22 protein-coding genes are annotated in these 23,509 nt (G+C 64.9%); 12 read left to right on the top strand and 10 right to left on the bottom strand.

The features are described 5' to 3' along the window. Nucleotides 1-55: 55 nt before the first annotated feature. Nucleotides 56-2,218 (bottom strand): bifunctional (p)ppGpp synthetase/guanosine-3',5'-bis(diphosphate) 3'-pyrophosphohydrolase, encoded by a 2,163-nt coding sequence (locus tag J7355_RS06380; protein WP_209061007.1) that lies wholly within the window; start codon nucleotides 2,216-2,218, stop codon nucleotides 56-58. A 101-nt stretch (nucleotides 2,219-2,319) separates the two neighbouring features. Between J7355_RS06380 and J7355_RS06375 the strand changes: the two genes are divergently transcribed. Next, nucleotides 2,320-2,577: a hypothetical protein gene (locus tag J7355_RS06375; protein WP_209061006.1), complete on the top strand. Its 258-nt coding sequence runs from the start codon at nucleotides 2,320-2,322 to the stop codon at nucleotides 2,575-2,577. Between the two features lie 229 nt (nucleotides 2,578-2,806). On the opposite strand, the gene rpoZ is transcribed toward J7355_RS06375, so the two are convergent. The 3 genes from rpoZ to J7355_RS06360 form a co-directional block, all read right to left on the bottom strand. After that, a complete protein-coding gene (gene rpoZ, locus J7355_RS06370) occupies nucleotides 2,807-3,136 on the bottom strand; it encodes a DNA-directed RNA polymerase subunit omega (protein WP_209061004.1) in 330 nt (109 codons plus the stop codon). A 61-nt stretch (nucleotides 3,137-3,197) separates the two neighbouring features. Then, nucleotides 3,198-3,818 (bottom strand): guanylate kinase, encoded by a 621-nt coding sequence (gene gmk / locus J7355_RS06365; protein WP_209061003.1) that lies wholly within the window; start codon nucleotides 3,816-3,818, stop codon nucleotides 3,198-3,200. A gap of 8 nt (nucleotides 3,819-3,826) precedes the next feature. Then, on the bottom strand, nucleotides 3,827-4,690 hold the full coding sequence (locus J7355_RS06360) for a YicC/YloC family endoribonuclease (RefSeq protein ID WP_209061000.1): 864 nt from the start codon (nucleotides 4,688-4,690) through the stop codon (nucleotides 3,827-3,829). Between the two features lie 169 nt (nucleotides 4,691-4,859). Between J7355_RS06360 and rph the strand changes: the two genes are divergently transcribed. From rph to J7355_RS06315, 9 genes are all read left to right on the top strand, one after another. Continuing rightward, the gene (gene rph, locus J7355_RS06355; protein WP_209060998.1) at nucleotides 4,860-5,582 is read left to right on the top strand and encodes a ribonuclease PH; all 723 of its coding nucleotides are present in this window, start codon (nucleotides 4,860-4,862) and stop codon (nucleotides 5,580-5,582) included. Nucleotides 5,583-5,592: 10 nt separating this feature from the next. Beyond that, entirely contained in the window at nucleotides 5,593-6,204 is a 612-nt protein-coding gene (gene rdgB, locus J7355_RS06350) for an RdgB/HAM1 family non-canonical purine NTP pyrophosphatase (protein ID WP_209060996.1), read from the top strand. Then, nucleotides 6,188-7,375: a radical SAM family heme chaperone HemW gene (hemW, locus tag J7355_RS06345; RefSeq protein ID WP_209060994.1), complete on the top strand. Its 1,188-nt coding sequence runs from the start codon at nucleotides 6,188-6,190 to the stop codon at nucleotides 7,373-7,375. The genes rdgB and hemW overlap by 17 nt, the downstream gene beginning before the upstream one ends. Before the next feature lie 23 nt (nucleotides 7,376-7,398). Further along, nucleotides 7,399-7,587: a CPXCG motif-containing cysteine-rich protein gene (locus tag J7355_RS06340; RefSeq protein WP_209060991.1), complete on the top strand. Its 189-nt coding sequence runs from the start codon at nucleotides 7,399-7,401 to the stop codon at nucleotides 7,585-7,587. 128 nt (nucleotides 7,588-7,715) lie between these two features. After that, nucleotides 7,716-8,978, top strand: coding sequence for a malic enzyme-like NAD(P)-binding protein (locus J7355_RS06335; RefSeq protein WP_209060990.1), 1,263 nt, complete (start codon nucleotides 7,716-7,718; stop codon nucleotides 8,976-8,978). 45 nt (nucleotides 8,979-9,023) lie between these two features. Continuing rightward, the gene (locus tag J7355_RS06330; RefSeq protein ID WP_209060989.1) at nucleotides 9,024-10,319 is read left to right on the top strand and encodes a citrate synthase; all 1,296 of its coding nucleotides are present in this window, start codon (nucleotides 9,024-9,026) and stop codon (nucleotides 10,317-10,319) included. Between the two features lie 84 nt (nucleotides 10,320-10,403). Beyond that, complete coding sequence (locus tag J7355_RS06325; RefSeq protein WP_209060988.1) at nucleotides 10,404-11,669, top strand: paraquat-inducible protein A; 1,266 nt, start codon at nucleotides 10,404-10,406, stop codon at nucleotides 11,667-11,669. Beyond that, a complete protein-coding gene (gene pqiB, locus J7355_RS06320) occupies nucleotides 11,666-13,312 on the top strand; it encodes an intermembrane transport protein PqiB (protein WP_209060987.1) in 1,647 nt (548 codons plus the stop codon). Before J7355_RS06325 ends, pqiB begins: the two co-directional genes overlap by 4 nt. Next, nucleotides 13,309-13,908, top strand: coding sequence for an ABC-type transport auxiliary lipoprotein family protein (locus J7355_RS06315; protein WP_209060985.1), 600 nt, complete (start codon nucleotides 13,309-13,311; stop codon nucleotides 13,906-13,908). The genes pqiB and J7355_RS06315 overlap by 4 nt, the downstream gene beginning before the upstream one ends. 97 nt (nucleotides 13,909-14,005) lie before the next feature. Here the strand turns inward: J7355_RS06315 and rho are convergent, their stop codons facing one another. After that, nucleotides 14,006-15,262 (bottom strand): transcription termination factor Rho, encoded by a 1,257-nt coding sequence (rho, locus tag J7355_RS06310; RefSeq protein WP_209061244.1) that lies wholly within the window; start codon nucleotides 15,260-15,262, stop codon nucleotides 14,006-14,008. Between the two features lie 359 nt (nucleotides 15,263-15,621). Then, nucleotides 15,622-15,948, bottom strand: coding sequence for a thioredoxin TrxA (gene trxA / locus J7355_RS06305; RefSeq protein WP_209060983.1), 327 nt, complete (start codon nucleotides 15,946-15,948; stop codon nucleotides 15,622-15,624). 353 nt (nucleotides 15,949-16,301) lie between these two features. Here trxA and J7355_RS06300 point away from each other — a divergent pair, with 353 nt between their 5' ends. Together J7355_RS06300 and cysQ are read left to right on the top strand one after the other, a co-directional pair. After that, nucleotides 16,302-17,612, top strand: coding sequence for a DEAD/DEAH box helicase (locus J7355_RS06300; RefSeq protein ID WP_209060981.1), 1,311 nt, complete (start codon nucleotides 16,302-16,304; stop codon nucleotides 17,610-17,612). A 94-nt stretch (nucleotides 17,613-17,706) separates the two neighbouring features. Further along, entirely contained in the window at nucleotides 17,707-18,507 is an 801-nt protein-coding gene (gene cysQ / locus J7355_RS06295; RefSeq protein ID WP_209060980.1) for a 3'(2'),5'-bisphosphate nucleotidase CysQ, read from the top strand. A 19-nt stretch (nucleotides 18,508-18,526) separates the two neighbouring features. Here cysQ and J7355_RS06290 read toward each other — a convergent pair whose 3' ends face one another. The 4 genes from J7355_RS06290 to J7355_RS06275 are packed head-to-tail and all read right to left on the bottom strand — an operon-like array spanning nucleotide 18,527 to nucleotide 23,454. Then, a complete protein-coding gene (locus tag J7355_RS06290) occupies nucleotides 18,527-18,991 on the bottom strand; it encodes a universal stress protein (RefSeq protein WP_209060979.1) in 465 nt (154 codons plus the stop codon). Then, complete coding sequence (locus J7355_RS06285; protein WP_209060978.1) at nucleotides 18,957-20,426, bottom strand: DHA2 family efflux MFS transporter permease subunit; 1,470 nt, start codon at nucleotides 20,424-20,426, stop codon at nucleotides 18,957-18,959. The genes J7355_RS06290 and J7355_RS06285 overlap by 35 nt, the downstream gene beginning before the upstream one ends. Beyond that, on the bottom strand, nucleotides 20,404-21,039 hold the full coding sequence (locus tag J7355_RS06280) for a hypothetical protein (protein WP_209060973.1): 636 nt from the start codon (nucleotides 21,037-21,039) through the stop codon (nucleotides 20,404-20,406). The genes J7355_RS06285 and J7355_RS06280 overlap by 23 nt, the downstream gene beginning before the upstream one ends. 36 nt (nucleotides 21,040-21,075) lie before the next feature. Further along, nucleotides 21,076-23,454, bottom strand: coding sequence for a penicillin-binding protein 1A (locus J7355_RS06275; protein ID WP_247739812.1), 2,379 nt, complete (start codon nucleotides 23,452-23,454; stop codon nucleotides 21,076-21,078). Nucleotides 23,455-23,509: the final 55 nt, after the last annotated feature.

Here is a 23,509-nt window from a genome sequence, read left to right as displayed (position 1 = left end):
GGCGGCATTGTCACACAGCGCGGCCCGGCCATGGCAGAGGCCGCGTACCCGTTTTTCAGCAGCGTTCGACGCGCTCCACAGCGCTGATGCGACGCAGGCGGCGGATCACGTTCGCCAGATGATGACGATCGCGCACGTCGATGAGAAACCGGATGGTGATCAACGCGCCGCTGCTTTCGGGGAAGGTGATGTTCTCGATATTGCAGTCGGCGTCGGCAAATTTCGCGGTGAGCGTCGCCAGCAGGCCGCGCTTGTTGCTGGCCGTCACCCGCAGTTCGACATCGTAGTCGCCGGTGACGTTGTCAGCCCAGGTCAGTTCGACCCGATCCGCCGAGGCGCCCTTGCGGGTCGAGTACGCACAGCCAAACCGGTGCACGACCAGCCCGCGCCCCAGGCTCGCCTGGCCGTGGATGGCGTCGCCCGGCACCGGGTGACAGCACTTGGCGAACTCGACCACCAGCCCTTCGGTACCCTCCACCGCCAGCGGCTTGGCGCGACGCCCCTTGGCAACCGGCGCATCGCTTTCCAGGAAATGGCGGGCGACCAGCGGCGCCAGCCGACGCCCGAGGCCGATGGCGGTATACAGATCCGGCAGACTCGGCTCTTCCATCTCGGCCAGGCCACGCTCGATATCCGAGCGCGACAAGCGCCGCAGCGACATGCCGAGGTCGCTCAGCGACTTGTCGAGAAGCCGCTCGCCCAGACGCTGGGCCTTGTCCTCGCGCTGATTCTTGAGGAAGTTGCGCACGCCCGTACGTGCTTTCGCGGTCTTGAGGAAATGCAGCCAGGCAGCGTTCGGCCGCGCGTGCTTGGCGGTGATGATCTCCACCGTCTGGCCAGATTCGAGCTGGCTGTTCAGCGGCGCCAGATGGCCATCCACACGGGCCGCCACGCAGCGATCCCCCAGTTCGGTATGCACGGCATAGGCAAAGTCGACACAGGTCGCGCCCTTGGCCAGCCGGATGATCTGGCCCTTGGGCGTGAACACGTAGACCTCGTCGGGAAACAGGTCCATCCGCAGGTTGTCGACGAAACGCAACGAATCGCGCTCGCCCTCGTGCATCTCGGCCAGATGACCGAGCCATTCATCGGCATCGAGATTGCCGAGCTTGCCGGCCTTTTCCCCGAGCTTGTACTGCCAGTGCGCCGCGATGCCGGACTCCGCGATCTGGTCCATCTCGCGGGTCCGGATCTGCACCTCGAACTTGATCCCGCCGCGCGCCATCACCGTGGTATGCAGCGACTGATAGCCGTTGAGCTTGGGATTGGCGATGAAATCGTTGAACTGCTCGGTGATCGGCCGATAGCGGTGATGCACAATGCCCAGGCCGCGATAGCACTCGTCCACGGCATCGACGATCACGCGCACGCCATACAGATCGAACACGTCGAGAAAACGCCGATGCTTTTCGCGCATCTTGCGGTAGATGCTGTACAGATTCTTGCGCCGGCCCTTGACCATCGCGCCGATGCCCTCGGCCGCCAGCGCGCGCGAGAGTGTTTCCTCGATTTCACGCAACAGGCTGCGCCGGTCGCCGGTCACAGACTGGCTGGCGCGGCGCAACACCTCGTAGCGACGCGGGTAGAGGTTCGCGAAGCCGAGTTCCTCGAGCTCCTGGCGCATGCTGTTGATACCCAGCCGCCGCGCGATCGGCGCATAGATCTCGAGGGTTTCGCGCGCGATCGCGGCGCGTTTTTTCGCGGTCATGCCCTCGAGCGTGCGCATGTTGTGGAGGCGGTCGGCCAGCTTGACCAGGATGACGCGAATATCGTGCGTCATCGCCAGCATCAGTTTGCGAAAGCTCTCGGCAGTGGCCTGCTCACGGCTGTGGAACTGGGCCTTGTCGAGTTTGCTTACGCCGTCGACGAGATAGGCCACCTCCTTGCCAAAGCGCTTGGCGACCTCTTCACGCGCGGCGTCGGTATCCTCGATGACGTCGTGCAGGATGGCCGCGATCAGCGTGGTCGCATCCAGGCGCATCTCGGCCAGGATTCGTGCCACCGCGAGCGGATGGTAGATATAGGGTTCGCCGGTCTTGCGGAACTGCCCACGGTGCTGGTGTTCACCGAATTCGTAGGCTGCGCGCACGCGCGCGATCGCCGGCTCCGGCAGATAACTCTCCAGATGCTCGGCGAGCGTATCGATACCGAACTCGCGCGAAATACGCGAGGTCCGGATACGCGTCTGTAGTCGGTTGATGCCGCTGGTCAGTTCCATGGCTCAAGCGTACTGCGAAAACACGGCCTTGACGACATGGACGACCGAATCGTCCCCCGGTCGGCCGGGCGTTCGAGCTCGCCCCTGGAAATCGTCCGCAAATGAGAAGACAGATAAAGAAGGAAACAGACGCGAACGAGACTGAATATATTGAGTCGCTGGATTTACTGTCGCACGCGAGGCGGTTAATGGCTTGCGGCTATATCGCTACAGCACCGCATTCAGCCAGTGCCAAGGCCCCATTGGCCCGCAAACGAAACGCGAAGACGACAGAAGACGGAAAATCCGGCGACAGCGTCATTGCATTTGGCTCACGCGAAGGCGCCAAGAAGACAGTCATTTTCTACTTTGCGCCTTGACGCCTTTGCGCGAGGCGTTTTTTAGTGGCTAATTGCCATTCATAAAGAGGAGCGATGATCCTGCCGCAAGACCGCTGCGGCCAAACCGCCCTCACCCTATATCTGTCTTATATTCGCGTTCATTCGCGGAAGACGGCCTTGAAGGATTTTACGACGCGCACAAAAAAGCCGCTGTCGCCAGCGGCTTTTCGCGGTCACAACGCCAGCCGAACAGGCCGATAACGTGCCGTTATTCGTCGGTGTCGGCGTCCGCGTCGGCGGCCGGCTTGGCGGCTTTCTTCTCGCCCTCGGCTTCCAGCTCTTCCTCGCTCGGCTCGGCCGGCTGGGGCGCGTCCATGCCGGTGCTCACCGGCGGCAGATCCGGCTCTTCGAGAATGGAGATGTCGACTTCGCCGGCCGCGATTTCGCGCAGGGCCATCACCGTGGGCTTGTCGTCCTCCCAAGCCAAGCGGGCGTTGGCCCCGCGAGCCAGCTGGCGCGCGCGCTTGGCCGCGATCGTGGCGAGCTCGAACTTGTTGTTTACGTGCTCAAGGCAGTCTTCGACGGTAACTCGGGCCATGGCGGTACTCTCGCGACGAGGTTGGCAAACCGCGCAGTATAACGACTACATGCGCGCCCGGCTAGGCCTGTGAGCGCGGCGCCGACGGCCCTTGTGCGGCCGACAGAAAGATCCGCTCCAGCGCGTCCAGTGCATCGTCGAAATGATCGTTGATGATCTGATGATCGTATTCGTCGGCACGGGCGAGCTCGTCGTCGGCTTCGGCCAGGCGGCGCGCAATCTGCGCCTCATCGTCGGAAGCGCGCGCACGCAGCCGCCGCTCGAGTTCGTCGCGCGACGGCGGACGGATGAAGATGCTGATCACCCCTGCCGCGCGTTCGCGCACCTGACGCGCGCCCTGCCAGTCGATGTCGAGCACCACGTCCTGGCCGTGTGCGAGCCAGCGCTCGGTTTCGGCAGCGGACGTGCCGTAATAGCGATCGAAGACCCGCGCATGTTCGAGAAAGGCGCCGTCCTCGATCATGGTCTCGAACTCGGCGACAGGCACGAAATGGTAATCCTCGCCGTCGACCTCTCCGGGGCGCGCGTCACGCGTGGTGTAGGACACGGAAAAGCGCGCCTTGCGGCCATGACGGGCGAGGCGTTCGATCAGGGCATGGGTCAGACTCGTCTTGCCGGCCCCGGAAGGCGCGGATATGACGTAGAGCTGACCGCGGGATGATGGACAAGCGGAATCGTTCACGCGCGTCGCTACTCGATGTTCTGAACCTGTTCGCGCATCTGTTCGATGAGCACCTTCATTTCCACTGCGTGGGCGGTGAGCTCGGCATCCTGGGACTTGGAGCCGAGCGTGTTCGCCTCGCGGTTGAACTCCTGCATGAGGAAATCCAGCCGCCGGCCGATGGGCTCGCTTTTCTCGAGCGCGCTTTCCAGTGCCGCGACGTGGCTGTGCAGGCGGTCGATTTCCTCCGCAACGTCCATGCGCTGGGCGGTAAATATTAGCTCCTGTTCGAGCCGGGCCGGATCGGTTTCGGTGTCCAGCTCGTCGAGCCGGCTGCGCATCTTGGCATGCCAACTGTCGCGCACCTGCGGTACGCGCGCGGCCGCGGCATCGGCATGCTCGCCAATATGGCGTGCCCGCTCCACGAGCATCTGGGCCAGTCGGCTGCCCTCGTCGTCGCGCATGGATTGCAGCTGACCGAGCGCATCGTTCAACGCCGTCAACGCATCGCGATGAATGGCGTCCATGTCGGGCTCGACCTCACGCTGCACGCCAGGATAGCTGAGCAAACGCAGCGCATCCGGCGCCTGACAGTCGATCACCGTGGCGCGCACCTGAGACAGCGCATCGGCGAGCGCCGTGAGCCGCTGCTCGTCGATCTCGATGGTCTGGGTATTGTCCGCCGTCTGCAGTTTGGCCGCGACGTCGACCTTGCCCCGCGACAGCACGCGGGAAATCGCGTCGCGGATTGCCGGCTCGAGCGCGCGCAGCGGCTCGGGCAGACGCAGATGGATATCCAGATAGCGGTGGTTGACGCTGCGCAGTTCCCACACGAGCTCGCCCCAGTCGCCTTGGGTCTGGCTGCGCGCGAAACCGGTCATGCTGCGGGTCATCGGCTGAGTCCGTTACGTTGTATGGCACCGGGCTTGGCGGCGCAGTATCGCACAGGCACGGGTGGATCAGGCCAGGCCGAACCGAACAGCGCGGGTGGCGGCAGATCGGCTGGCGGGCCGCTGTTACACTCTGCGGCCTCATACACTCGACGATGAAAGGCCAGAAACCTTGACCACGCGACCCAGCGGACGAGCTGCCGATCAACTGCGCGACGTGCGCTTCGAACGCAATTTCACCAAACACGCCGCCGGCTCCGTGCTGGTGAGCTTCGGCGATACGCGCGTGATCTGTACCGCCAGCGTGGAGGAACGTGTGCCGCCGTGGCTGCGCGGCCAGAACACCGGCTGGCTGACGGCCGAATACGGCATGCTTCCCGGCTCCACCGGCAGCCGCAACGGGCGCGAGGCTGCGCGCGGCAAGCAAGGGGGTCGCACCGTCGAGATCCAGCGCTTGATCGGGCGCAGCCTGCGTGCGGTCGTCGACATGAACGCGCTGGGCAGCCGCACGGTAACCGTCGACTGCGACGTGATTCAGGCCGACGGCGGCACCCGCACCGCCTCCATCACCGGCGGCTATATCGCGCTGGTGGACGCCATGGACACCCTGGTCAAGGCCGGCAAGCTCAAGTCCAACCCCATCCACGGCCAGATCGCGGCGGTTTCGGTCGGCATCTACGACGGCACGCCGGTGCTCGATCTCGACTATGCCGAGGACTCGCAGGCCGAAACCGACATGAATGTCGTCATGAACGAGGCCGGCGGCTTTGTCGAGATTCAGGGCACGGCCGAAGGTCATGCGTTTGCGCGCAGCGAACTGGATGCCCTGCTCGGCCACGCCGAGAAAGGCGTTGGCGAGCTGATCGCCCTTCAGCGGGCCGCCCGCGAAAGCTAGGCGCGTGGGCATGTCGTCACGACGCTGGGTCCTGGCTTCCGGCAATGCGGGCAAGCTCGCCGAAATGCGCAGCCTGCTGGCCGGCCTGGACATCGAACTCGTTGCCCAGAACGAATTCGACGTCCCCGCCGCCGAGGAGACCGGCATCGGCTTCGTCGACAACGCGCTGATCAAAGCGCGCCACGCCGCCGCCCATACCGGCCTGCCCGCGATCGCTGACGATTCCGGGCTTGCCGTCGATGCCCTGGCGGGCGCCCCCGGGGTCCACTCGGCGCGCTATGCCGGCACGCACGGCGACGACAACGCCAACAACGACAAGCTGCTCGCCGCGCTTGAAGGCCTGCCGGCCGAACAGCGCGGCGCCGCCTTCCACTGCTGCCTGGTCGCCACCCGCGGCGCCGAGGATCCGGTGCCGGTGATTGCACACGGCGTCTGGCGCGGGTGGATTCTCGACGCAGTGCGCGGCGACGGCGGTTTCGGCTACGACCCGCTGTTCTGGGTCGACAGCGAGAACGCCAGTGCCGCCGAGCTGACCGCAACGCGCAAGAACGAAATCAGCCACCGGGGCCGGGCGATGCAGCAGCTCGTCGAACAATTGCGTGCCCATGGCCACGGCGACTGACAACGCCACCCCGGCCCCGGCGGTCGCACGCCGCGAAGCCGTACCGCTATCGGCCTACGTGCACTTGCCCTGGTGCGTGCGCAAATGTCCCTATTGCGATTTCAATTCGCATCGGGCGCCGACCGATCTGCCGGAAGAGGCCTATATAGACGCGCTGCTCGCGGATTGGGCTCTGGCGTGCACACAGGAAAACCGCACCGTGGACACGGTGTTCTTCGGCGGCGGCACGCCGAGTCTGTTCTCGGCCGCCGCGATCGGCCGCATTCTGACCGCGATCGATGATCGCCTCGGGCTCGCCGCCGACTGCGAAATCACCCTGGAAGCCAACCCCGGCACCACCGAACACGCGCGTTTCGCCGATCTGCGTGCGGTCGGCGTGAACCGGCTGTCGCTGGGCATTCAAAGTCTCGACGAGGATTGCCTGCGCACACTCGGGCGCATTCACGGCGCGGCCGAAGCACTCGCCGCGATCGACGACGCGCGCGCCGGCGGCTTCGACGCGCTCAACTGTGACCTGATGTTCGGGCTGCCCGGACAAGACGTCGAGCGCGCGATGCGGGATCTCGACCCGATCATCGCGCGCGATCCCGGCCATATCTCCTATTACCAGCTGACGCTGGAACCGAACACGCCCTTCTATCGCCACCCCCCGGCCCTGCCCGACGAGGACACGGTAGTCGAGATTTTCGAGCAGGCCGGCAAGCGTCTGGTTGCTGCCGGCTATGCACAGTACGAAGTGTCGGCCTGGGCGAAAGGCGGCGCGACGTGTCGACACAACGACAACTACTGGCGCTTCGGCGACTATCTGGGCATTGGCGCGGGCGCGCACGGCAAGCGCACTCGCGCCGACGGGCGTATCGAACGCACGGCGCGTCAGCGCTGGCCCACGGGCTATATGAGCGTGGCCGGCCGGCCTGCGTCGATCACGGAAACACGCGTGCTCACCGCCGACGACGCGCGTTTCGAATACCTGCTCAACGGCCTGCGCCGGCGGGCGGGCGTATCGCGCGAGGAATACGAACAACGCAGCGGCCTGTGCTGGGCCGAACTGGGCGACGCCCTGGCCACGCCGATCGCCCGGGGACTGGTGGCGTTCGATGCGCGAGGGCTGCGCGCGACGGATCGTGGCTGGCGTTTTCTCGATACCATTCTCGCCGAACTGCTGCCCTGAACCACCGCCCGAACGAAACGCGCATGCTCGAAGAAGCGACAGTGACCTGCCCCTACTGCGGCGAACCGATCACCCTGCTCATCGACTGCTCGGCGGGCGATCAAAGCTATATCGAGGACTGTTTCGTGTGCTGCCAACCGATCGCGGTCAGCGTCGAGACCGATCCGGACGGCGCGCTGCTCGGGGTCGACGCACAGCCGGAAAACAGCTGAGCCACACAGGCATCGCTAGTCGCAAGGCGAGACCGCCGGTATACTCGGGTATTCGTTGATAATCGCCCTAGCGCCGCGAACCGCGCGCTGACGGGCCCCTCTGCCGGAACGCAAAGCCGCAAAACTGCATGGCCGATTACTCGCGCAAACAGGAAGCTCTGGACTACCACGCAAAGCCCAAGCCGGGGAAACTTGCGATTTCGGTCACCAAGCCCTTTACCACGTACGAAGAGCTGTCGCTGGCCTACACGCCGGGTGTGGCCGAACCGGTCAAGGCGATCCAGAACGACCCCGAGGACGCCTTTCGCTATACCTCCAAGGGCAATCTGGTCGCGGTGATCTCCAACGGCACCGCAGTGCTCGGCCTCGGCGATACCGGCGCGCTGGCCAGCAAGCCGGTGATGGAGGGCAAGGCGGTGCTTTTCAAGAAGTTTGCCGACGTGAACGTCTTCGATATCGAAGTCGACGCCGACGACCCGAAGGACTTCATCGATACGGTGATGCGCATCGCGCCGACGTTCGGCGGGATCAATCTCGAGGACATCGCAGCGCCGCACTGTTTCGAGATCGAACAGACGCTTATCGAACGTCTCGATATTCCCGTCTTTCACGACGACCAGCACGGTACCGCGATCATCGTCGCGGCCGGCCTGATCAACGCGCTCGAACTGCAGGGCAAGCAGCTCGCCGATGCGAAGATCGTGTGCATGGGCGCGGGCGCGGCAGGCGTCGCGTCGATGAACCTGCTGCTGGAGATGGGCGCGCAGCTCGAGAATGTGTTCATGTGCGATCGCAAAGGCGTGATCCACGCCGATCGCGACGACCTGTCCGAGCAGAAGGCGCAGTTCGCGACCAAGACCGACCTGCGCACCGTCGACGACGCCATGAAGCAGGCAGACGTGTTTATCGGCCTGTCCGGCCCGGAGACGGTATCCAAGGAACAGATCGGCATGATGCCGGCCAAGCCGGTGGTGTTCGCGCTGTCCAACCCCACGCCCGAGATCACGCCCGAGGACGCCAAGAGCGTGCGCGACGATCTCATCATGGCGACCGGCCGCAGCGACTATCCGAACCAGATCAACAACGTACTGGGCTTCCCCTATATCTTTCGCGGCGCGCTCGATGTGCGCGCGCGGCGCATCAACATGACCATGTGCGTCGCCGCAGCCCGCGCCATGGGCGAACTCGCCCGCCAGCCGGTGCCCAACAGCGTGCTGGAAGCCCACGATCAGGACGCCATGTCGTTCGGCCCGGACTACATCATTCCGAGCCCGTTCGACCCGCGCCTGATCGATTTCATTCCGCCCGCCGTGGCCCAGGCTGCCGTGGAAACCGGCGTGGCACGTACCGAATACCCTTCGCATTATCCGCAACCGGTGATCGAGGTCTGACAGGCCTGATACCGGACATGACGGACTAAACCCGGGAGATCGTAGATGACGAGCGAAGCTTTCAAGATCAGCAATCCGCAGGGCGACAGCAGCACCGAGCTGCCGGTCGTCGACGGCACCCTCGGTACGCCGGGCGTGGACGTACGCGGCCTGAACACGAAACAGGGCGTATTCACCTACGATCCCGCGTTCACCGCGACCTGCAGCTGCAAGTCGGATATCACCTTCATCGACGGTGAGAACGGCATCCTGATGTATCGCGGCTACCCCGTCGATCAGCTGGCCGAGCACTCGAGCTATCTCGAGGTGTGCTACCTGCTGCTCAACGGCGAACTGCCGAACGCCACCGAGATGGAAGACTTCCGCCACGCGATCACGCATCACACGATGCTCAACGAGTCGCTGGTGAAGTTCTATGACGGCTTCCATTACGACGCCCACCCGATGGCCATTCTCACCGGCATCGTGGGTTCGCTTTCGGCCTTCTATCACGACACCACCGACATCCGGGATCCGGAGCATCGCGCGATCTTCGCTCATCGCATGATCGCCAAGATGCCGACGATCGCGGCAGCGGCCTACAAGCACTCCATTGGCCAGCCGAAGATCGGCCCGAAGAATCATCTCGACTACGCCGCCAACTTCCTGCGCATGTGCTTTGCCGTGCCGGCCGAGGAATACGAAGTCGATCCGGTGGCCGCCAAGGCGCTGGACGTGCTGTTCATCCTGCACGCGGACCACGAACAGAACGCCTCGACCTCGACCGTGCGCATGGCCGGTTCCACCGGCGCCAACCCCTACGCCGCGATCTCTTCGGGCATCGCCGCGCTGTGGGGGCCGGCCCACGGCGGGGCCAACGAGGCGGTGCTGAACATGCTCGGCCAGATCGGCGACGTCTCGCAGGTGCCGAAGTACCTCGAAAAGGCCAAGGACAAGAACGACCCGTTCCGTCTGATGGGCTTCGGCCACCGCGTGTACAAGAACTTCGACCCGCGCGCCAAGATCATTCGCGGCTACTGCCACGAGATCCTCGAGCACTACGGGATGCAGAACAACAAGCTCTTCGAACTCGCACTCGAGCTCGAGCGCATCGCTCTCGAAGACGACTACTTCGTCGAGCGCAAGCTGTATCCGAACGTCGACTTCTACTCCGGCATCATCTACCAGGCGCTGGGCATTCCGGTGAACATGTTCACGCCCATGTTCGCCATCGCGCGCACGGTCGGCTGGGCGGCGCACTGGTCGGAAATGATGGCCGATCCGGGCATGCGCATCGCGCGTCCGCGTCAGGTCTATACCGGCTACCAGCTGCGCGACTACGTCGACATCAACAACCGCTAGCACGCGGCGGCGAAAAAGCGGGCTGCGGCCCGCTTTTTTTTGCCCGGTGCACCTGTAACCGCCTGTCCGCGCTATGGCACCACGATGAACGCCCGACCCCACGCAAGCACCGATCGTATCGCGCTATGTCGCGAGTGCGACTGGGTGATGCGTGTGCCGCCGCGTGCCGAGGGCGAATCCGCGCACTGCCCGCGCTGCCACCACCACGTGGCGGCGCCCGCGCAGCGCGATATGCAGCGCCCGCTGGCGTGGGCGCTGAGCACGCTGATCATGCTCGGGCTGGTCTTCGCCTTCGATTTCCTGAGCTTCTCGACCCAGGGCATAGGGCATACGATGTCGTTCGTGGACGCTGCCGGCGCACTCGCCGGTTACGCGTATCCGAGCCTGGCAACGTTGCTGCTGCTGACCACGGTCGGTCTGCCGGGCGCTTACCTGCTCGCACTCGTGTATCTGTGCGCTGTGGCCGCGCGCGGCGAAGGCGGGCATCGCCTCGCGATCCAGCTGGCGCGGCGACTCAAGCCGCTGGAACCCTGGATGATGTCGGACGTGTTCATCGTCGGCGTGCTGGTCAGCCTGATCAAGATCGTCACCCTCGCCGATGTACACATCGGCCTGTCGTTCGTCGCGTTCTGTGTCTACGCGCTATTGCTGTTGCGCACCTTGACGCTGGTGGACTGGTCGAGCCTCTGGGACCGGCTCGCGCCCGTGCCGGCAGCCGCGCCCGCCATACAGACCGGCCGTACCGGCGCGAGTCAGCAACTGGTCGTCTGTCGCGGCTGCGACACGCCCTTTCGCGCCAACCGTCGCCACCACTGTCCGCGCTGCGGCCGACGCCACGCGCATTACGGCGTCGACAGGCTGCAGCTGACCTGGGCGCTGCTCGTCACCGCCACGATCCTGTATATTCCGGCCAATCTCTACCCGATCATGTCGACGACGAGTCTCGGCAGCACCGAACCGCAGACCATCATCGGCGGCGTTCTGCACCTCGTGCACACCGGGTCGTGGCCGATCGCGCTGGTCATATTCGTGGCGAGCGTGGTGGTCCCGATCAGCAAGATCGTCGCTCTGGGCTGGCTCTGCCTGGCCGCGCGCCATGGCTGGCACGACGATTCGCAGGCACAGATGCGGCTCTATCGCGTGACCGAAAAGCTCGGGCGCTGGTCGATGATCGACGTGTTCGTGGTCGCGGTGCTGGCGGCGCTGGTCCGGGCCGGCGCGCTGATGGCCATCGAACCGGGCCCGGCAGCGCTGGCGTTCGCGGCCGTGGTCGTGGTGACCATGGTCGCCGCCCTGACCTTCGACACGCGACGCCTCTGGGGCGACACCTTCAACGCGGATAGTGCATGAGTAATGACCCGAACACCGCCGTGACCGCCCGCCCGGGCCCCTGGCGCCCGTCGCCCGTATGGCTGATTCCGCTCGGCGCCGCGCTCATCGGCCTGTGGCTCATCTACCAGAACGTGATGTCGCACGGCCCGGAAATCACGCTGGCCGTCGATACGGCGGAAGGCCTCGAAGCCGGCAAGACCCTGGTGAAGGTGCGCAGCGTTGAGGTCGGGCATGTGGTGAACGTGCGGCTCGCCGACGACTACAACGGCGCGGTCGCGACCGTGCAGATGAATCCCGATACGGCCGATCTGCTCGTGAAGGACAGCCGTTTCTGGGTCGTGAAACCGCGCGTGGGACGCCAGGGCATCAGCGGGCTCGGCACGATCCTGTCCGGGGCCTACATCCAGCTGCAACCCGGCCAGGCCGAGACCTCGCGGCGCGAGTTCGCGGTGCAGGATACGCCGCCGGCACGCTCGCCCGACGAACCCGGCGTGGTGATCACGCTCAATAGCGATGCCGACAATTCGCTGGCCGTGGGCGACCCGATCATCTACCAGGGCCAGACCGTGGGCCAGATCGAGTCCAGCGAGTTCGCCGTCGACGCGCAGCGCATGGAATATCGCGTGTTCGTGCGCGAACCGTTCTCGCGTCTGGTCACGCGCACGACCCAGTTCTGGCTGCGTTCCGGCATCGATTTCCATCTCGGCTCGGACGGCGTGGATGTCCAGACTGGCTCGTTGCAGAGCATTCTTGCCGGCGGCGTGACCTTCGGCCTGCCCGCCGGCGTGGAACCGGGCGCCGCGGTCGAGGCCGGACACGGCTTCAAGCTGTATCCGACCCGCAACGCCGCCGCCCAGGATCGCTTCGACGACAAGATCGAGTACGTCATTCTCCTCGACGACTCGGTGCGCGGCCTGAATAACGGTGCGCCCGTCGAATACCGCGGCCTGCGCATCGGCACGGTCGAGCAGGTGCCCTACTTCCGCGACGACTTCGACTTCGGCCAGTTCTCGGACTTCAAGATTCCGGTCCTGATCTCGGTCGAGCCCCAGCGTCCGGCCAACAGCTGGACCGACTGGAGCGACGCGCAATGGCGCGAGAACAACCGGCGCTTCTTCGCCAACGGCCTGCGTGCCACTATCAAGTCCGGCAACCTGTTAACCGGTTCGACGTTCATCAACCTGCAGTTCGAGAACAACGCGCAGGACTACGCCCCGAAAACCATCGGCCAGTACGAGGTCTTTCCGAGCGTGCCCAGCAGCATCACGAGCATCCAGACGCAGCTGTCGGACCTGATGGACAAGCTCAACGCGCTCGATATCCGGCCGATCGCGAACGACCTGAAACACACGTTGGAAACCTCGAACGCCACGCTCGACCAGCTGCACCGCGCGACACGCAACATCAACCGGCTGCTCGAATCCGAGGATACGCGTGAACTACCGCGCACCCTGCGCGTGACGCTCGGCGAGCTGCAGCAGACGCTGGACGGTTTCCAGCAGGGCGCACCCGCCTACGGTGAATTCAACCGCTCGCTGGACCGCCTCAACCGCGTGCTTGATGACGTGGCACCGCTGGCGCGCACACTGCGCAACGATCCCAACGCCCTCATCTTCGGCCCCGCCGAAGGCAAGGACCCGATCCCCAAGGCTGCCCGATGAAATCGATTCGTCTACTCGCGTTATGTGCCGTGCTGGCCACGACCGGCTGTGCCAGCAGCGCCAATGCACCGGCCATGTTCCTGCTCGACCGGGATCGTCCGGCCGAACCCGCTTCTGCAGACCGCTCGCAGGGCGTGCTGGTCATCGCGCCGGTCCGGCTCTCGCCCTATCTCGACGAGAGCGGCATCGTGTACCAGACGAGCGCCCACCGCGTGGCCATCGCCAACAACAACCGCTGGGCAGCACCACTGGCCGGACAACTGCGTGAAGCGCTGGAGGCCGAATTGACCGCTGCGCTGCCGCGGCTGCAAGTGCAGTTACAGGCAGACGCCGCCGAGACGTCGCGGCCCGTTCTGAGACTGGCGACACGCGTCGATGCCTTCATGGGCCATTACGACGGGCATGCACATATCGCCGGGCAGTGGCGAATTGTCGATGCCCAGGGCAATACCGTCGTGCGCGAGCGCTTCGAGCGCCGCGAGCCGCTGGCCAACGACGGCTACGATGCATTGGTCGAAAGCCTGTCGAACGCATGGCGGGCCAGTGCGCGCGACCTGGCCCCTCGCATTCAGGCCGCCGCCCGCGAGGCGCGGTAGCGAACGCACCGGCGCCGGCGTCACGTCGCTCGGTTGCGAGCGGACACAAAAAAGCGGGCCGAAGCCCGCTTTTTCATGCCTGGCACCGTGGCCGGGCCTAGCGCTTCATGGATTCGAAGAACTGGGCGTTGGTCTTGGTCTGCTTCATGCGATCGATGAGCAGCTCCATGGCCGCCAGGTCGTCCATACCGTGCAGGAGCTTGCGCAGCACCCACATGCGCTGCAGTTCGTCCTGCGGCACCAGTTTTTCCTCGCGGCGCGTGCCGGAGCGGTTGACGTGGATCGCCGGGTAGATGCGCTTTTCGGCGATTCGGCGGTCCATATGGACCTCCATGTTGCCCGTGCCCTTGAACTCCTCGTAGATGACTTCGTCCATCTTCGAGCCGGTCTCGATGAGCGCGGTCGCCAGAATCGTGAGGCTGCCGCCTTCTTCCACGTTACGGGCCGCACCGAAGAAGCGCTTCGGCTTCTGCAGCGCGTTCGCGTCGACACCGCCGGTCAGCACCTTGCCCGAGGAGGGGGCGGTGGTGTTGTAGGCGCGCGCCAGACGGGTCAGCGAATCGAGCAGGATCACCACGTCCTTCTTGTGCTCGACCAGCCGCTTGGCTTTCTCGATCACCATGTCGGCGACCTGCACGTGGCGGGAGGCCGGCTCGTCGAACGTCGACGAGACCACTTCGCCGCGCACGCTGCGCTCCATCTCGGTGACCTCCTCGGGCCGCTCGTCGATGAGCAGCACGATGAGGTGACAATCCGGATGATTGGTCGCGATCGACTGGGCGATGTTCTGCATCATCATCGTCTTGCCGGCCTTGGGCGGCGAGACGATCAGGCCACGCTGGCCCTTGCCGAAGGGCGCGACCAGGTCGATGGTGCGCGCGGTGATGTCTTCCGTGGAGCCGTTGCCCAGCTCCATGTGCAGCCGCTCGGTCGGGAACAGCGGCGTGAGGTTCTCGAACAGGACCTTGCCCTTGGATTTCTCGGGCGGGTCCTCGTTGATCTTGTCGACCTTGAGCAGCGCGAAATAACGCTCGGATTCCTTGGGCGGACGGATACGGCCTTCGATATTGTCGCCGGTCCGCAGCGAGAAGCGCCGAATCTGGCTGGGCGACACATAGATGTCGTCCGGGCCGGCCATGTACGACGACTCGTTCGAGCGCAGGAAACCGAAGCCGTCCGACAGGATCTCGAGTACGCCGTCGCCGTAGATGCGCTCGCCCGATTTCGCGTGCCCCTTGAGCATGGCGAAGATCAGGTCCTGCTTGCGCATGCGCGAGAGGTTCTCGAGCTGCATGTCCTGCGCCATTTCCATGAGCTCGGCAGCGGTCTTCTGCTTGAGCTCACTCAGGTTCAGGATCGGACCATCGCCGGCAACGCCGGCATAGGCCTCGAATTCGGCCTCATCGATGTCTTCGTTAGGCGGGTTGTTGCCACCCTTGTTCGGGCCGCCGCCCTTGCCGCGATTGCCGTTGTTGTTGCGCGGCTTGTTCGGGCCATTCGAATTCTTGCGACGCCGACCGCGGCGGTTGTTGCCACCGTTGCCGCCGTTGTTGTTCGAATCCTTGGACTGGCGTTCGTCGACTGTTTCTTCAGACACGGCTATCTATGAGTTGCAGCGAAAGCGTCATGACAGAGGTTTCGCAGTGGGCGGGCGCTTGATCCGTTGCAGATCAAACGAAAGCCGCCGGCTTCGAGCCGGCGGCGGTATCGGGATCAGATGTGCTGATCGACGAATTCGGTCAGCTGCGTCTTGGACACGGAACCGACCTTGGTTCCGGCCACTTCGCCGTCCTTGAACAGCATCAGGGTCGGAATGCCACGGATGCCATAACGCGGCGGCGTGTTCGGGTTATCGTCGATATTGAGTTTGGCGACCGTCAGCCGGCCGTCGTACTCATCGGCGATTTCGTCCAGCACCGGCGCGATCATCTTGCACGGGCCGCACCACTCTGCCCAGTAATCGACCAGCACGGGGCCGGAAGCCGACAGCACTTCGTTGTCGAAGCTGTCATCACTGACTTTGATGATGTTTTCACTCATTGGGCGTCCTCGGAAATGAAACGGGACAAATGAAATTCGCGCCTGTCCGCGGGGGAGCAAAGCGCTACTGAGCTGGTAATTAAGGGCGCGAAAAGATGTTTGCAAGCTGCGCGAAAGGTCGCGGCCCGACAACCGTGAAGATCACAAGCTGTTATAGTGCGGGCTGCAAAAAACAGTGCCGGAATGCGAGTCGACCCGACTCGGGCAGTGCAGCGAATATCCGTATTCGCAACGTTAGCGGCTATTGGAGCCTATCTCGGCGCGTTTTTCAACCCCTGCGTATCGGGCCGCCAATCGACCTGGTCGACGACGTACCTGTTGACGACATCGCTCACTCAATTCCAAAGGCCAACATGACCGAAACCGCCCCCGCCACCGAACCTGCCCAGCAGAATCTGCTTACCGACACGCGGCTGGATGCACTCGGTCTGCACGAGACCATTCTGGCCGGTCTGACCGAGCGGGGCTTCTCGCACGCCACGCCCATCCAGGCCGAGACCCTGCCATTGGCACTCAAGGGCACGGACATTGCCGGCCAGGCGCACACCGGCACCGGCAAGACCGCGGCCTTCCTCCTGGCCACCCTGCATCGGTTGCTCACGGACAGTCCCGAACCGAGCGAACACGCGCCGGCCCAGGCCAGCCAGCCGCGCGCGCTCATTCTCGCGCCGACGCGCGAACTCGCCGACCAGATCTACAAGGACGCCTTGCCGCTGGCATCGGGCACCGGCCTGAAATGTGTCGTCTGCTACGGCGGCACGGGTTATGAAGAGCAGCGACAGGCCATTCAGGACGGCGTCGATATTCTCATCGGCACCCCGGGCCGGCTGATCGACTATTACAAGCAGAAGGTCTACACCCTCAAGGCTATCGAAGTGGCAGTGCTCGACGAGGCCGATCGCATGTTCGATCTGGGCTTCATCGACGACATTCGCTACATGTTCCGCAAGATGCCCCGCCCCGAGAACCGCCAGAACCTGCTGTTCTCGGCGACGCTCAGCCATCGTGTGCTCGAGCTCGCCTACGAGCACATGAACAGTCCGACGCTGATCCGCACCGATACCGAGACGGTTAACATCGGCGCGATCACGCAAAAGCTCTACCACGTGTCCAAGGACGACAAGCTCGCGCTTCTGGTGGGCACGCTGCGCCGTATCGACAACGGCCGGACGCTGATCTTCATCAACACCAAGCGCACGGCCGAGTTCATCGAGGACGGCCTCAATGCCAACGGCTTTACCGCCGCGACGCTGTCCGGCGACGTGGCCCAGAACAAGCGCCTGCGTCTGCTCGAGGACTTCAAGCAGGGCAAGTTGCCAATCATGGTGGCCACCGACGTGGCCGCCCGTGGACTGCACATTCCCGACGTGACCCACGTCATCAACTACGATCTGCCGCAGGACGCGCAGGATTACGTGCATCGCATCGGCCGTACCGCGCGCGCCGGCAACACCGGCGACGCCATCTCCTTCGCCTGCGAGGAGTATGTGTACTCGCTGCCCGATATCGAGGCCTATATCGAGCACAAGATCGAAGCCGAGATGCCGCACGGCGAGGCGTTTGCCGACGACGTGGTGATCCCGGCCCGGCGCCCGCGCAAGCCGCGCGGCGGCCGACGCAAGGGAGGCGGCGGCAACCGCAAGCCGCGCTCGCGCCGCGCCTAGCTGCAGCGAATCCGCGCCTGAAACGCGGCGGTGGGCAACGCAGCACGCCGACGACGGGTATGATGCGCGGCGCGAATCCCAACCACCGAACGCCATGGAACTGACCCGCGAACTGCTCGACCAGGTCTGCGAAATCGCTGTTGCCGCCGGCCAGAAGACGCTGCCGATCTATTACAGCGACTTCGACGTCGAAACCAAGTCCGACGACAGCCCGCTGACCCAGGCCGACCTGGCTGCTCATCGCAGCATCCAGGCGGCGCTGTCCGCGCTCACGCCGGATACGCCGCAGCTGTCGGAAGAAGGCGCCGATATCGACTTCGGTACGCGCAGCCAGTGGTCGACCTACTGGCTGATCGACCCGCTTGATGGCACCAAGGAATTCGTCAACAAGAACGACCAGTTCACGATCAACATCGCGCTCGTGGTCGACCATGAACCCGTGCTCGGGGTGGTCTACGCGCCGGTGCTGGAAACACTCTGGTCTGCGGCACGCGAAATCGGCGCCTTCCGCCAGCAGGGTCACAACGAGCCGCAGCGGATCTCGACCGTCGGTGTCAACGCAGGCAAGCCGCGCGTTCTGGTCTCGCGCTCGCATCGTACCGCGGCGATCGACGCCCTGCTCGAACGCATGCCCGACTTCGAGCCGGTGACCATGGGTTCGTCACTCAAGTTCTGCGTGATTGCCGACGGCGGTGCCGACTTCTATCCGCGCCTGGGTCCGACCAGCGAATGGGATACCGCGGCCGGCCACGCGGTGCTGGCCGTCGCCGGCGGCCAGGTCACCGATCTGGACGGACGGCCGCTACGTTATAACGAGACGGAAAGCGTGCTGAACACGCATTTCCTGGCCTTCGGCGATACCGCGCACGACTGGCGCGCCTATCTTCCTGAATAGCCGACCCAAGGGCATGCGCTCAGGGGGCAGCGACATCGTCGCCGTCTCCGGGCGCCTGGACGACGAGCAGACTGCAGCTCAGACGGTCGAGCAGCGACGCACCGACCGACCCTTGCCACCAGCGCGCGAGTACGCCCCGGCGCTGGTGGCCGACCACCACCAGGTTCACGGCGAGGTCGTCGGCGAGCTTGGCGATCTGGTGCGCGGGCTCGCCGGCGCGCAGATGCCCCTCGGCGTCCACGCCGCGGTCCTTGAGCAGGTTCACCCCTTCGGCAAGAATCTGTTCGATCCGCTCGCGCTCGGCCTCGTACATGCTCTCGGTATAGAAGCCTTCCGCGGCCGCCACCGCGCCGGTCAGCGGCACGACCGCCAGCAGATGCACTTCGACTTCCCCGGACCCGAGCAGCGGTAGTGTGCGTCGCAGCGCGATGCGCCCGCACTCGCTGCCGTCATAGGCGAGCAGAATCTTCTCGAAGTTTTCCATGCAGTACCCCCATCCAGGCTGCGAAAGCGGTGGCCACAACGAACACCATACCGAGTACCATGAAGGTCTCGCGAAAGCCCGATGTCAAGGCCTCTCGCGACGCGGCATCGGCGCTTGCGCCATCGTAGAACCGGTGCAGGTCGACAGCGCTGCCCAGGTGCGCGCCCACGCGCCATTCCAGCAGCAGCGCGAACAGATTCACGCCAAAGGCACCGCCGAGCTGACGCGCGAAGTTGATCACGCCCGAGCCCTGATGCGTCAGCGATTGCGGCAGACTGCGGAGCCCGCCGATATTGAGCGCGGGCATCATGACGCCGAGCGCCATACGGCCGAAGGCGATCCAGCAAGCCAGCGTGACGAAGGCCGTCGCCGGATCGCTCAGCGCGAGGCCGGCCATGCCCAGCGCGAACCCGATACAGCCGAGTAGCAGCAACCGGTGCGCCGGCATCCGGTCGGCCAGCCGCCCGGCGACCGGAAAGACCACCGTCAGCGCCAGCCCCGCGGGCATCATGATCAGCCCGGTCGCGGTGGCCGAAAACTGCTGTACGCCCTGCGCAAGCAAGGGCACCAGATAGGTCGACCCGTACAGGCCGGCGCCGTAAGCCATGGCCAGTACGCTGGCCAGCGCGAACTGCGGATGCGCCAGAACGGCAAGGTCGATGAGCGGCGTTGCAATCCGCGCAGAGCGCCTAAGGAAAACCGCGAGCAGCAGTAGCCCGCCCAGAATGCCCGCCGCCGCCCAGCCGCTGGCATGAGCCAGCTCGGCCAGGCCGGCAAGCAGACACGCCAGTCCGGCCGACAGCCACACCATGCCGAGCCAATCGAAAACCACGGGCGTGCCGCTGCGCTGGTTATCGAGACAACGGCGCGCGCCGATCAGCGCGAGCAGACCAAACGGAATGCCCGGCAGATAGACCGCGCGCCACGAGAGCCAGTCGATCAGCACACCGCCCACCGCGGGACCGAGCGCGGGCGCGAGCACCACGCCCATGCCGTAGAGACCGAGCGCCTTGCCCCGCTCGCGGTCGTCGAAGACCTGGAAGATGAGCACCAGCGCCAGCGGCTGAACCATGCCGGCGGTCGCGCCCTGCAGCACCCGCGCCGCGATCATCACGCCGCTGTTCGGGCTGGCCGCTGCCAGCAGGCTGGCGGCAAGAAACGCCCAGAGCGAATACTCGAAGGTGCGCCGCTGGCCGATACGCTCCATCACCCGCGCGCTGGCGAGCATGGTCGCGGTCATCGCGGCGAGAAAGCCGGTGGACAACCACTGGGCCGCGATCTGCCCCATGCCGAAATCGGCCATGATCGGCGGAATCGCGACGTTGACCACGGTCGCGTTGAGTACGACCGCCACGGTGCCCATGAGCACCGTGAGCGTCACCGGCCACTTGCGCGGTTTATCGGCGCCAGCGTCAGAGGCTGGCGAGTCGCTCATTGAGGTCTTCTTCGGCCATCAAGCGTTCGACCTGTGCGGCCGTGGCGCGCGTCATGGGCCGGCCGTCGACCAGGCTGCGTGGCGCTTCGCGGATTTCGGTCGTGCCGAAAAGCGTCGCCTCGAATGCGTGATCGCCGGCGACGAAACGAAAGGCCGGATAAAACCGATGCTCGTCGCGCCCGACGCGATAGCGCCGTTCGACGATTTCGTAGGGAATACCCTGTCCCTGCAGAAAGAAATCGAAGGCTTCGGACTGCTCCGCGAACACATGCAGCTGAATATCGGAATTGGCATCCGCCAGGCCCGACACCACGTCGCCGACCAGCCGCGGCTTGAAATCCGCGAACAACGCCATCGCTTTCAGCGCCGCTTCGCGCATGGCGCGCAGCTGCGCGGGCTGCTCGTGACCGGCGAACAGGCGCTGATGCTCGGCAAGCGCGGCCTCGATCTCGCTGTTTTTGGGCAGGATGCTGTTGCGCACGTCGATACCCAAGTGCTGGGCCGCTTTCTGCTTGGCGATCCTGAAATCGCGAATGCCCTGCTCGGCCATCAGACGCGCCGCGAGTTGCGCCATGTGCTGACGCTGGGCCGCCTGTTTACGTGCGCTCGCCATGCCAAGACCTCATCTGAAGCGTCTCCCGAAAGACGATTAGAACAGTTGCTCGACCTCGTTCGACGGCGCGTTTTCGCCGGATCGCCGCGCCTCTTCGAGCGACGGCACATTGTCGGGACGGAAGCTTTCGGCGATGCCGTCCCCGTTCAAGGCCCGCTGCCCGGTCTTGGGGTCGATGCTGACGGTCACCAGATCGGCCGGTCGCGGCGGAATGGCCTCGGGCGTGCCGTCGAGCGCGACGCGCATGAAGTCGATCCACATCGGCAACGCGGCATGGCCGCCGGTTTCGCTGTTGCCCATCGGCGTGAGCTTGTCGAAGCCCACCCAGCTGATACCCACGAGATCGGCATTGAAACCGACGAACCAGGCGTCGATCTGATCGTTCGTGGTACCCGTCTTGCCGGACAGGTCGTTGCGCCCGAGCGTGGTGGCCCGGCGACCGGTGCCGCGCTTGATCACGTCGCGCATCATGTCGCCCACCAGCCAGGCGTTGTCGGCATCGATCACGCGTTCCGCCAGGCGCGATGCATCCTGTGCCCCACCGGTTGCCCGCAGCGCCGGGCAATTGCTCGTGCTCGCGCAGGCCACCTTGGGCTCGGCCTCGAAACGTACTTCGCCGCGGCCATCCTCGATCTTGGCGATGTAGTACGGCTTGACCTGAAAACCGTCGTTGGCGAACACGGCATAGGCCTGCGCCATCTGCAGCGGCGAGAACGATGCGCTGCCCAGCGCCATCGACAGATTGCGCGGGATCTGATCTTCGGGCAGGCCGAACTTGGCAATATGATCGACCGCGTTATTGATGCCGATACTGCGCAGCAGTCGGATCGAAACCAGATTGCGCGAATGAACCAGGCCTTCGCGCAGCCGGGTCGGGCCATAGATGCGCCCGCTGTAGTTCCGCGGCCGCCAGGCGTCGCTGAGGTCCGGGCTGTCGTAGACCACCGGCGCATCGTTGATCAGTGACGCCGGCGTGAAGCCATTGGCCAGCGCCGCGGAGTAGAGAAACGGCTTGAACGAGGAACCGGGCTGGCGCTGGGCCTGCACTGCGCGGTTGTATTTCGACAACGAGAAATCGAAGCCGCCCGCCAGCGCCTCGATCCCGCCGGTGTGGGGGTCGAGCGCCACCATCGCGCCCTGCACATCGGGAATCGAAGCCAGTGTCCACGCCTTGGCCTTGTCCTTGCTGCCGGTATAGGCCAGCCGGACCACATCACCGCGCGACACCAGCTTGCTGGCGGGATCATTGCCGCCCAACCACGGCATCTGACCCGCATCGAGCGAGATTTCACCGTAGCGTTCGGTCATGAGCGTGGCGCTGCGGCGCACCACGTTCGTCACCACCGCCGGCACCAGGCCGCCGGCGACCCGCATTTCCTCCAGCGCGGCCTTGAGCGCCTTGGCGTCGTCCACGGTGGCGCCGTCGAGGGTGTCCTCCGGACCATGCCAGGCATGGCGCTCGTCGTAGGCGAGTAGTGCGCGACGCAACGCGCGGTTGGCGCCGCGCTGGCGTTCGCTATCGATGGTGGTCGTGACATAAAAGCCCGACGTGTACGCCGCGTCGCCGAATCGCGCGACCATGTCCTGGCGCACCATTTCGGCCACATAGTCGGCTTCGTAGCGGTCGTCGGCAACCTTGGCGGTCGCGGTCACCGGCGCTGCGGTGGCTTCTTCGTAGGCGGCATCGTCGATCTCGCCAAGCGCATGCATGCGCGACAGCACGTAGTTGCGGCGCTCGGTCGCCCGTTCCGGGTTGGCCATCGGGTTGTAGCGCGACGGCGCCTTGGGCAGGCCGGCGATCATCGCCATCTGCGCGAGCGTGAGCTCGTCGAGCGGCTTGTGATAATAGACTTCGGAAGCCGCGCCGACGCCATACGAGCGATTACCCAGATAGATCTTGTTCAGATAGATCTCGAGGATCTGCTCCTTGGTCAGCTTGGACTCCAGCCGCAGCGCGAGAATGATCTCCTTGATCTTGCGCACGTAAGTGCGATCACGCGTGAGATACAGGTTGCGCGCGAGCTGCATGGTGATGGTGCTGCCGCCCTGGGTCTTGCGGCCGGTCGTGGCCAGCACCCACGCGGCACGCGCGATGCCCTGGTAATCCACCCCCGGGTGTTCGAAGAAGCGATCGTCCTCGGCGGCCACGAAGGCCTGCACCAGCTGCGGCGGTATCTCGTCGTAGGTGCGCGGCAGCCGCCGCTCGAGGCCGAACTCGCCGATGATCTTGCGATCCGCGGTATACACCCGAAGCGGCTCGTTGAGCTCCGGATCGCCGATGTCGCCTGCGCTGGGCAGCTGCGGCCCGAAATAGAGATAGACGCCACCGACGACGCATACGGCGAGGGTGGCGGCGGACAGCAGTCCGGCGAGCAGGAACACAACAATACGCAGGGCGCGAGGCATCGCTTTCATCAGGAATCCGCGGCTCGCGGGCCGCTGGCCGGAAAAACTGCGGTCATGATACCGG

Origin of the sequence: Endozoicomonas sp. G2_2, assembly GCF_017744135.1 — a bacterium.
In the GTDB taxonomy this organism is placed as follows: domain Bacteria; phylum Pseudomonadota; class Gammaproteobacteria; order Nevskiales; family Salinisphaeraceae; genus Salinisphaera.
This window is presented reverse-complemented; position numbering and strand designations above follow the sequence as displayed.

Excerpts from the sequence above, each read along its gene's own strand:
- J7355_RS06380 (WP_209061007.1), bottom strand. The coding sequence starts at position 2,218 with ATGGAACTGACCAGCGGCATCAACCGACTACAGACGCGTATCCGGACC.
- J7355_RS06375 (WP_209061006.1), top strand. The coding sequence starts at position 2,320 with ATGAGAAGACAGATAAAGAAGGAAACAGACGCGAACGAGACTGAATAT.
- rpoZ (WP_209061004.1), bottom strand. The coding sequence starts at position 3,136 with ATGGCCCGAGTTACCGTCGAAGACTGCCTTGAGCACGTAAACAACAAG.
- J7355_RS06360 (WP_209061000.1), bottom strand. The coding sequence starts at position 4,690 with ATGACCCGCAGCATGACCGGTTTCGCGCGCAGCCAGACCCAAGGCGAC.
- rdgB (WP_209060996.1), top strand. The coding sequence starts at position 5,593 with ATGTCGTCACGACGCTGGGTCCTGGCTTCCGGCAATGCGGGCAAGCTC.
- hemW (WP_209060994.1), top strand. The coding sequence starts at position 6,188 with ATGGCCACGGCGACTGACAACGCCACCCCGGCCCCGGCGGTCGCACGC.
- J7355_RS06340 (WP_209060991.1), top strand. The coding sequence starts at position 7,399 with ATGCTCGAAGAAGCGACAGTGACCTGCCCCTACTGCGGCGAACCGATC.
- J7355_RS06335 (WP_209060990.1), top strand. The coding sequence starts at position 7,716 with ATGGCCGATTACTCGCGCAAACAGGAAGCTCTGGACTACCACGCAAAG.
- J7355_RS06330 (WP_209060989.1), top strand. The coding sequence starts at position 9,024 with ATGACGAGCGAAGCTTTCAAGATCAGCAATCCGCAGGGCGACAGCAGC.
- J7355_RS06325 (WP_209060988.1), top strand. The coding sequence starts at position 10,404 with ATGAACGCCCGACCCCACGCAAGCACCGATCGTATCGCGCTATGTCGC.
- pqiB (WP_209060987.1), top strand. The coding sequence starts at position 11,666 with ATGAGTAATGACCCGAACACCGCCGTGACCGCCCGCCCGGGCCCCTGG.
- J7355_RS06315 (WP_209060985.1), top strand. The coding sequence starts at position 13,309 with ATGAAATCGATTCGTCTACTCGCGTTATGTGCCGTGCTGGCCACGACC.
- trxA (WP_209060983.1), bottom strand. The coding sequence starts at position 15,948 with ATGAGTGAAAACATCATCAAAGTCAGTGATGACAGCTTCGACAACGAA.
- J7355_RS06300 (WP_209060981.1), top strand. The coding sequence starts at position 16,302 with ATGACCGAAACCGCCCCCGCCACCGAACCTGCCCAGCAGAATCTGCTT.
- cysQ (WP_209060980.1), top strand. The coding sequence starts at position 17,707 with ATGGAACTGACCCGCGAACTGCTCGACCAGGTCTGCGAAATCGCTGTT.
- J7355_RS06290 (WP_209060979.1), bottom strand. The coding sequence starts at position 18,991 with ATGGAAAACTTCGAGAAGATTCTGCTCGCCTATGACGGCAGCGAGTGC.
- J7355_RS06285 (WP_209060978.1), bottom strand. The coding sequence starts at position 20,426 with ATGAGCGACTCGCCAGCCTCTGACGCTGGCGCCGATAAACCGCGCAAG.
- J7355_RS06280 (WP_209060973.1), bottom strand. The coding sequence starts at position 21,039 with ATGGCGAGCGCACGTAAACAGGCGGCCCAGCGTCAGCACATGGCGCAA.
- J7355_RS06275 (WP_247739812.1), bottom strand. The coding sequence starts at position 23,454 with ATGAAAGCGATGCCTCGCGCCCTGCGTATTGTTGTGTTCCTGCTCGCC.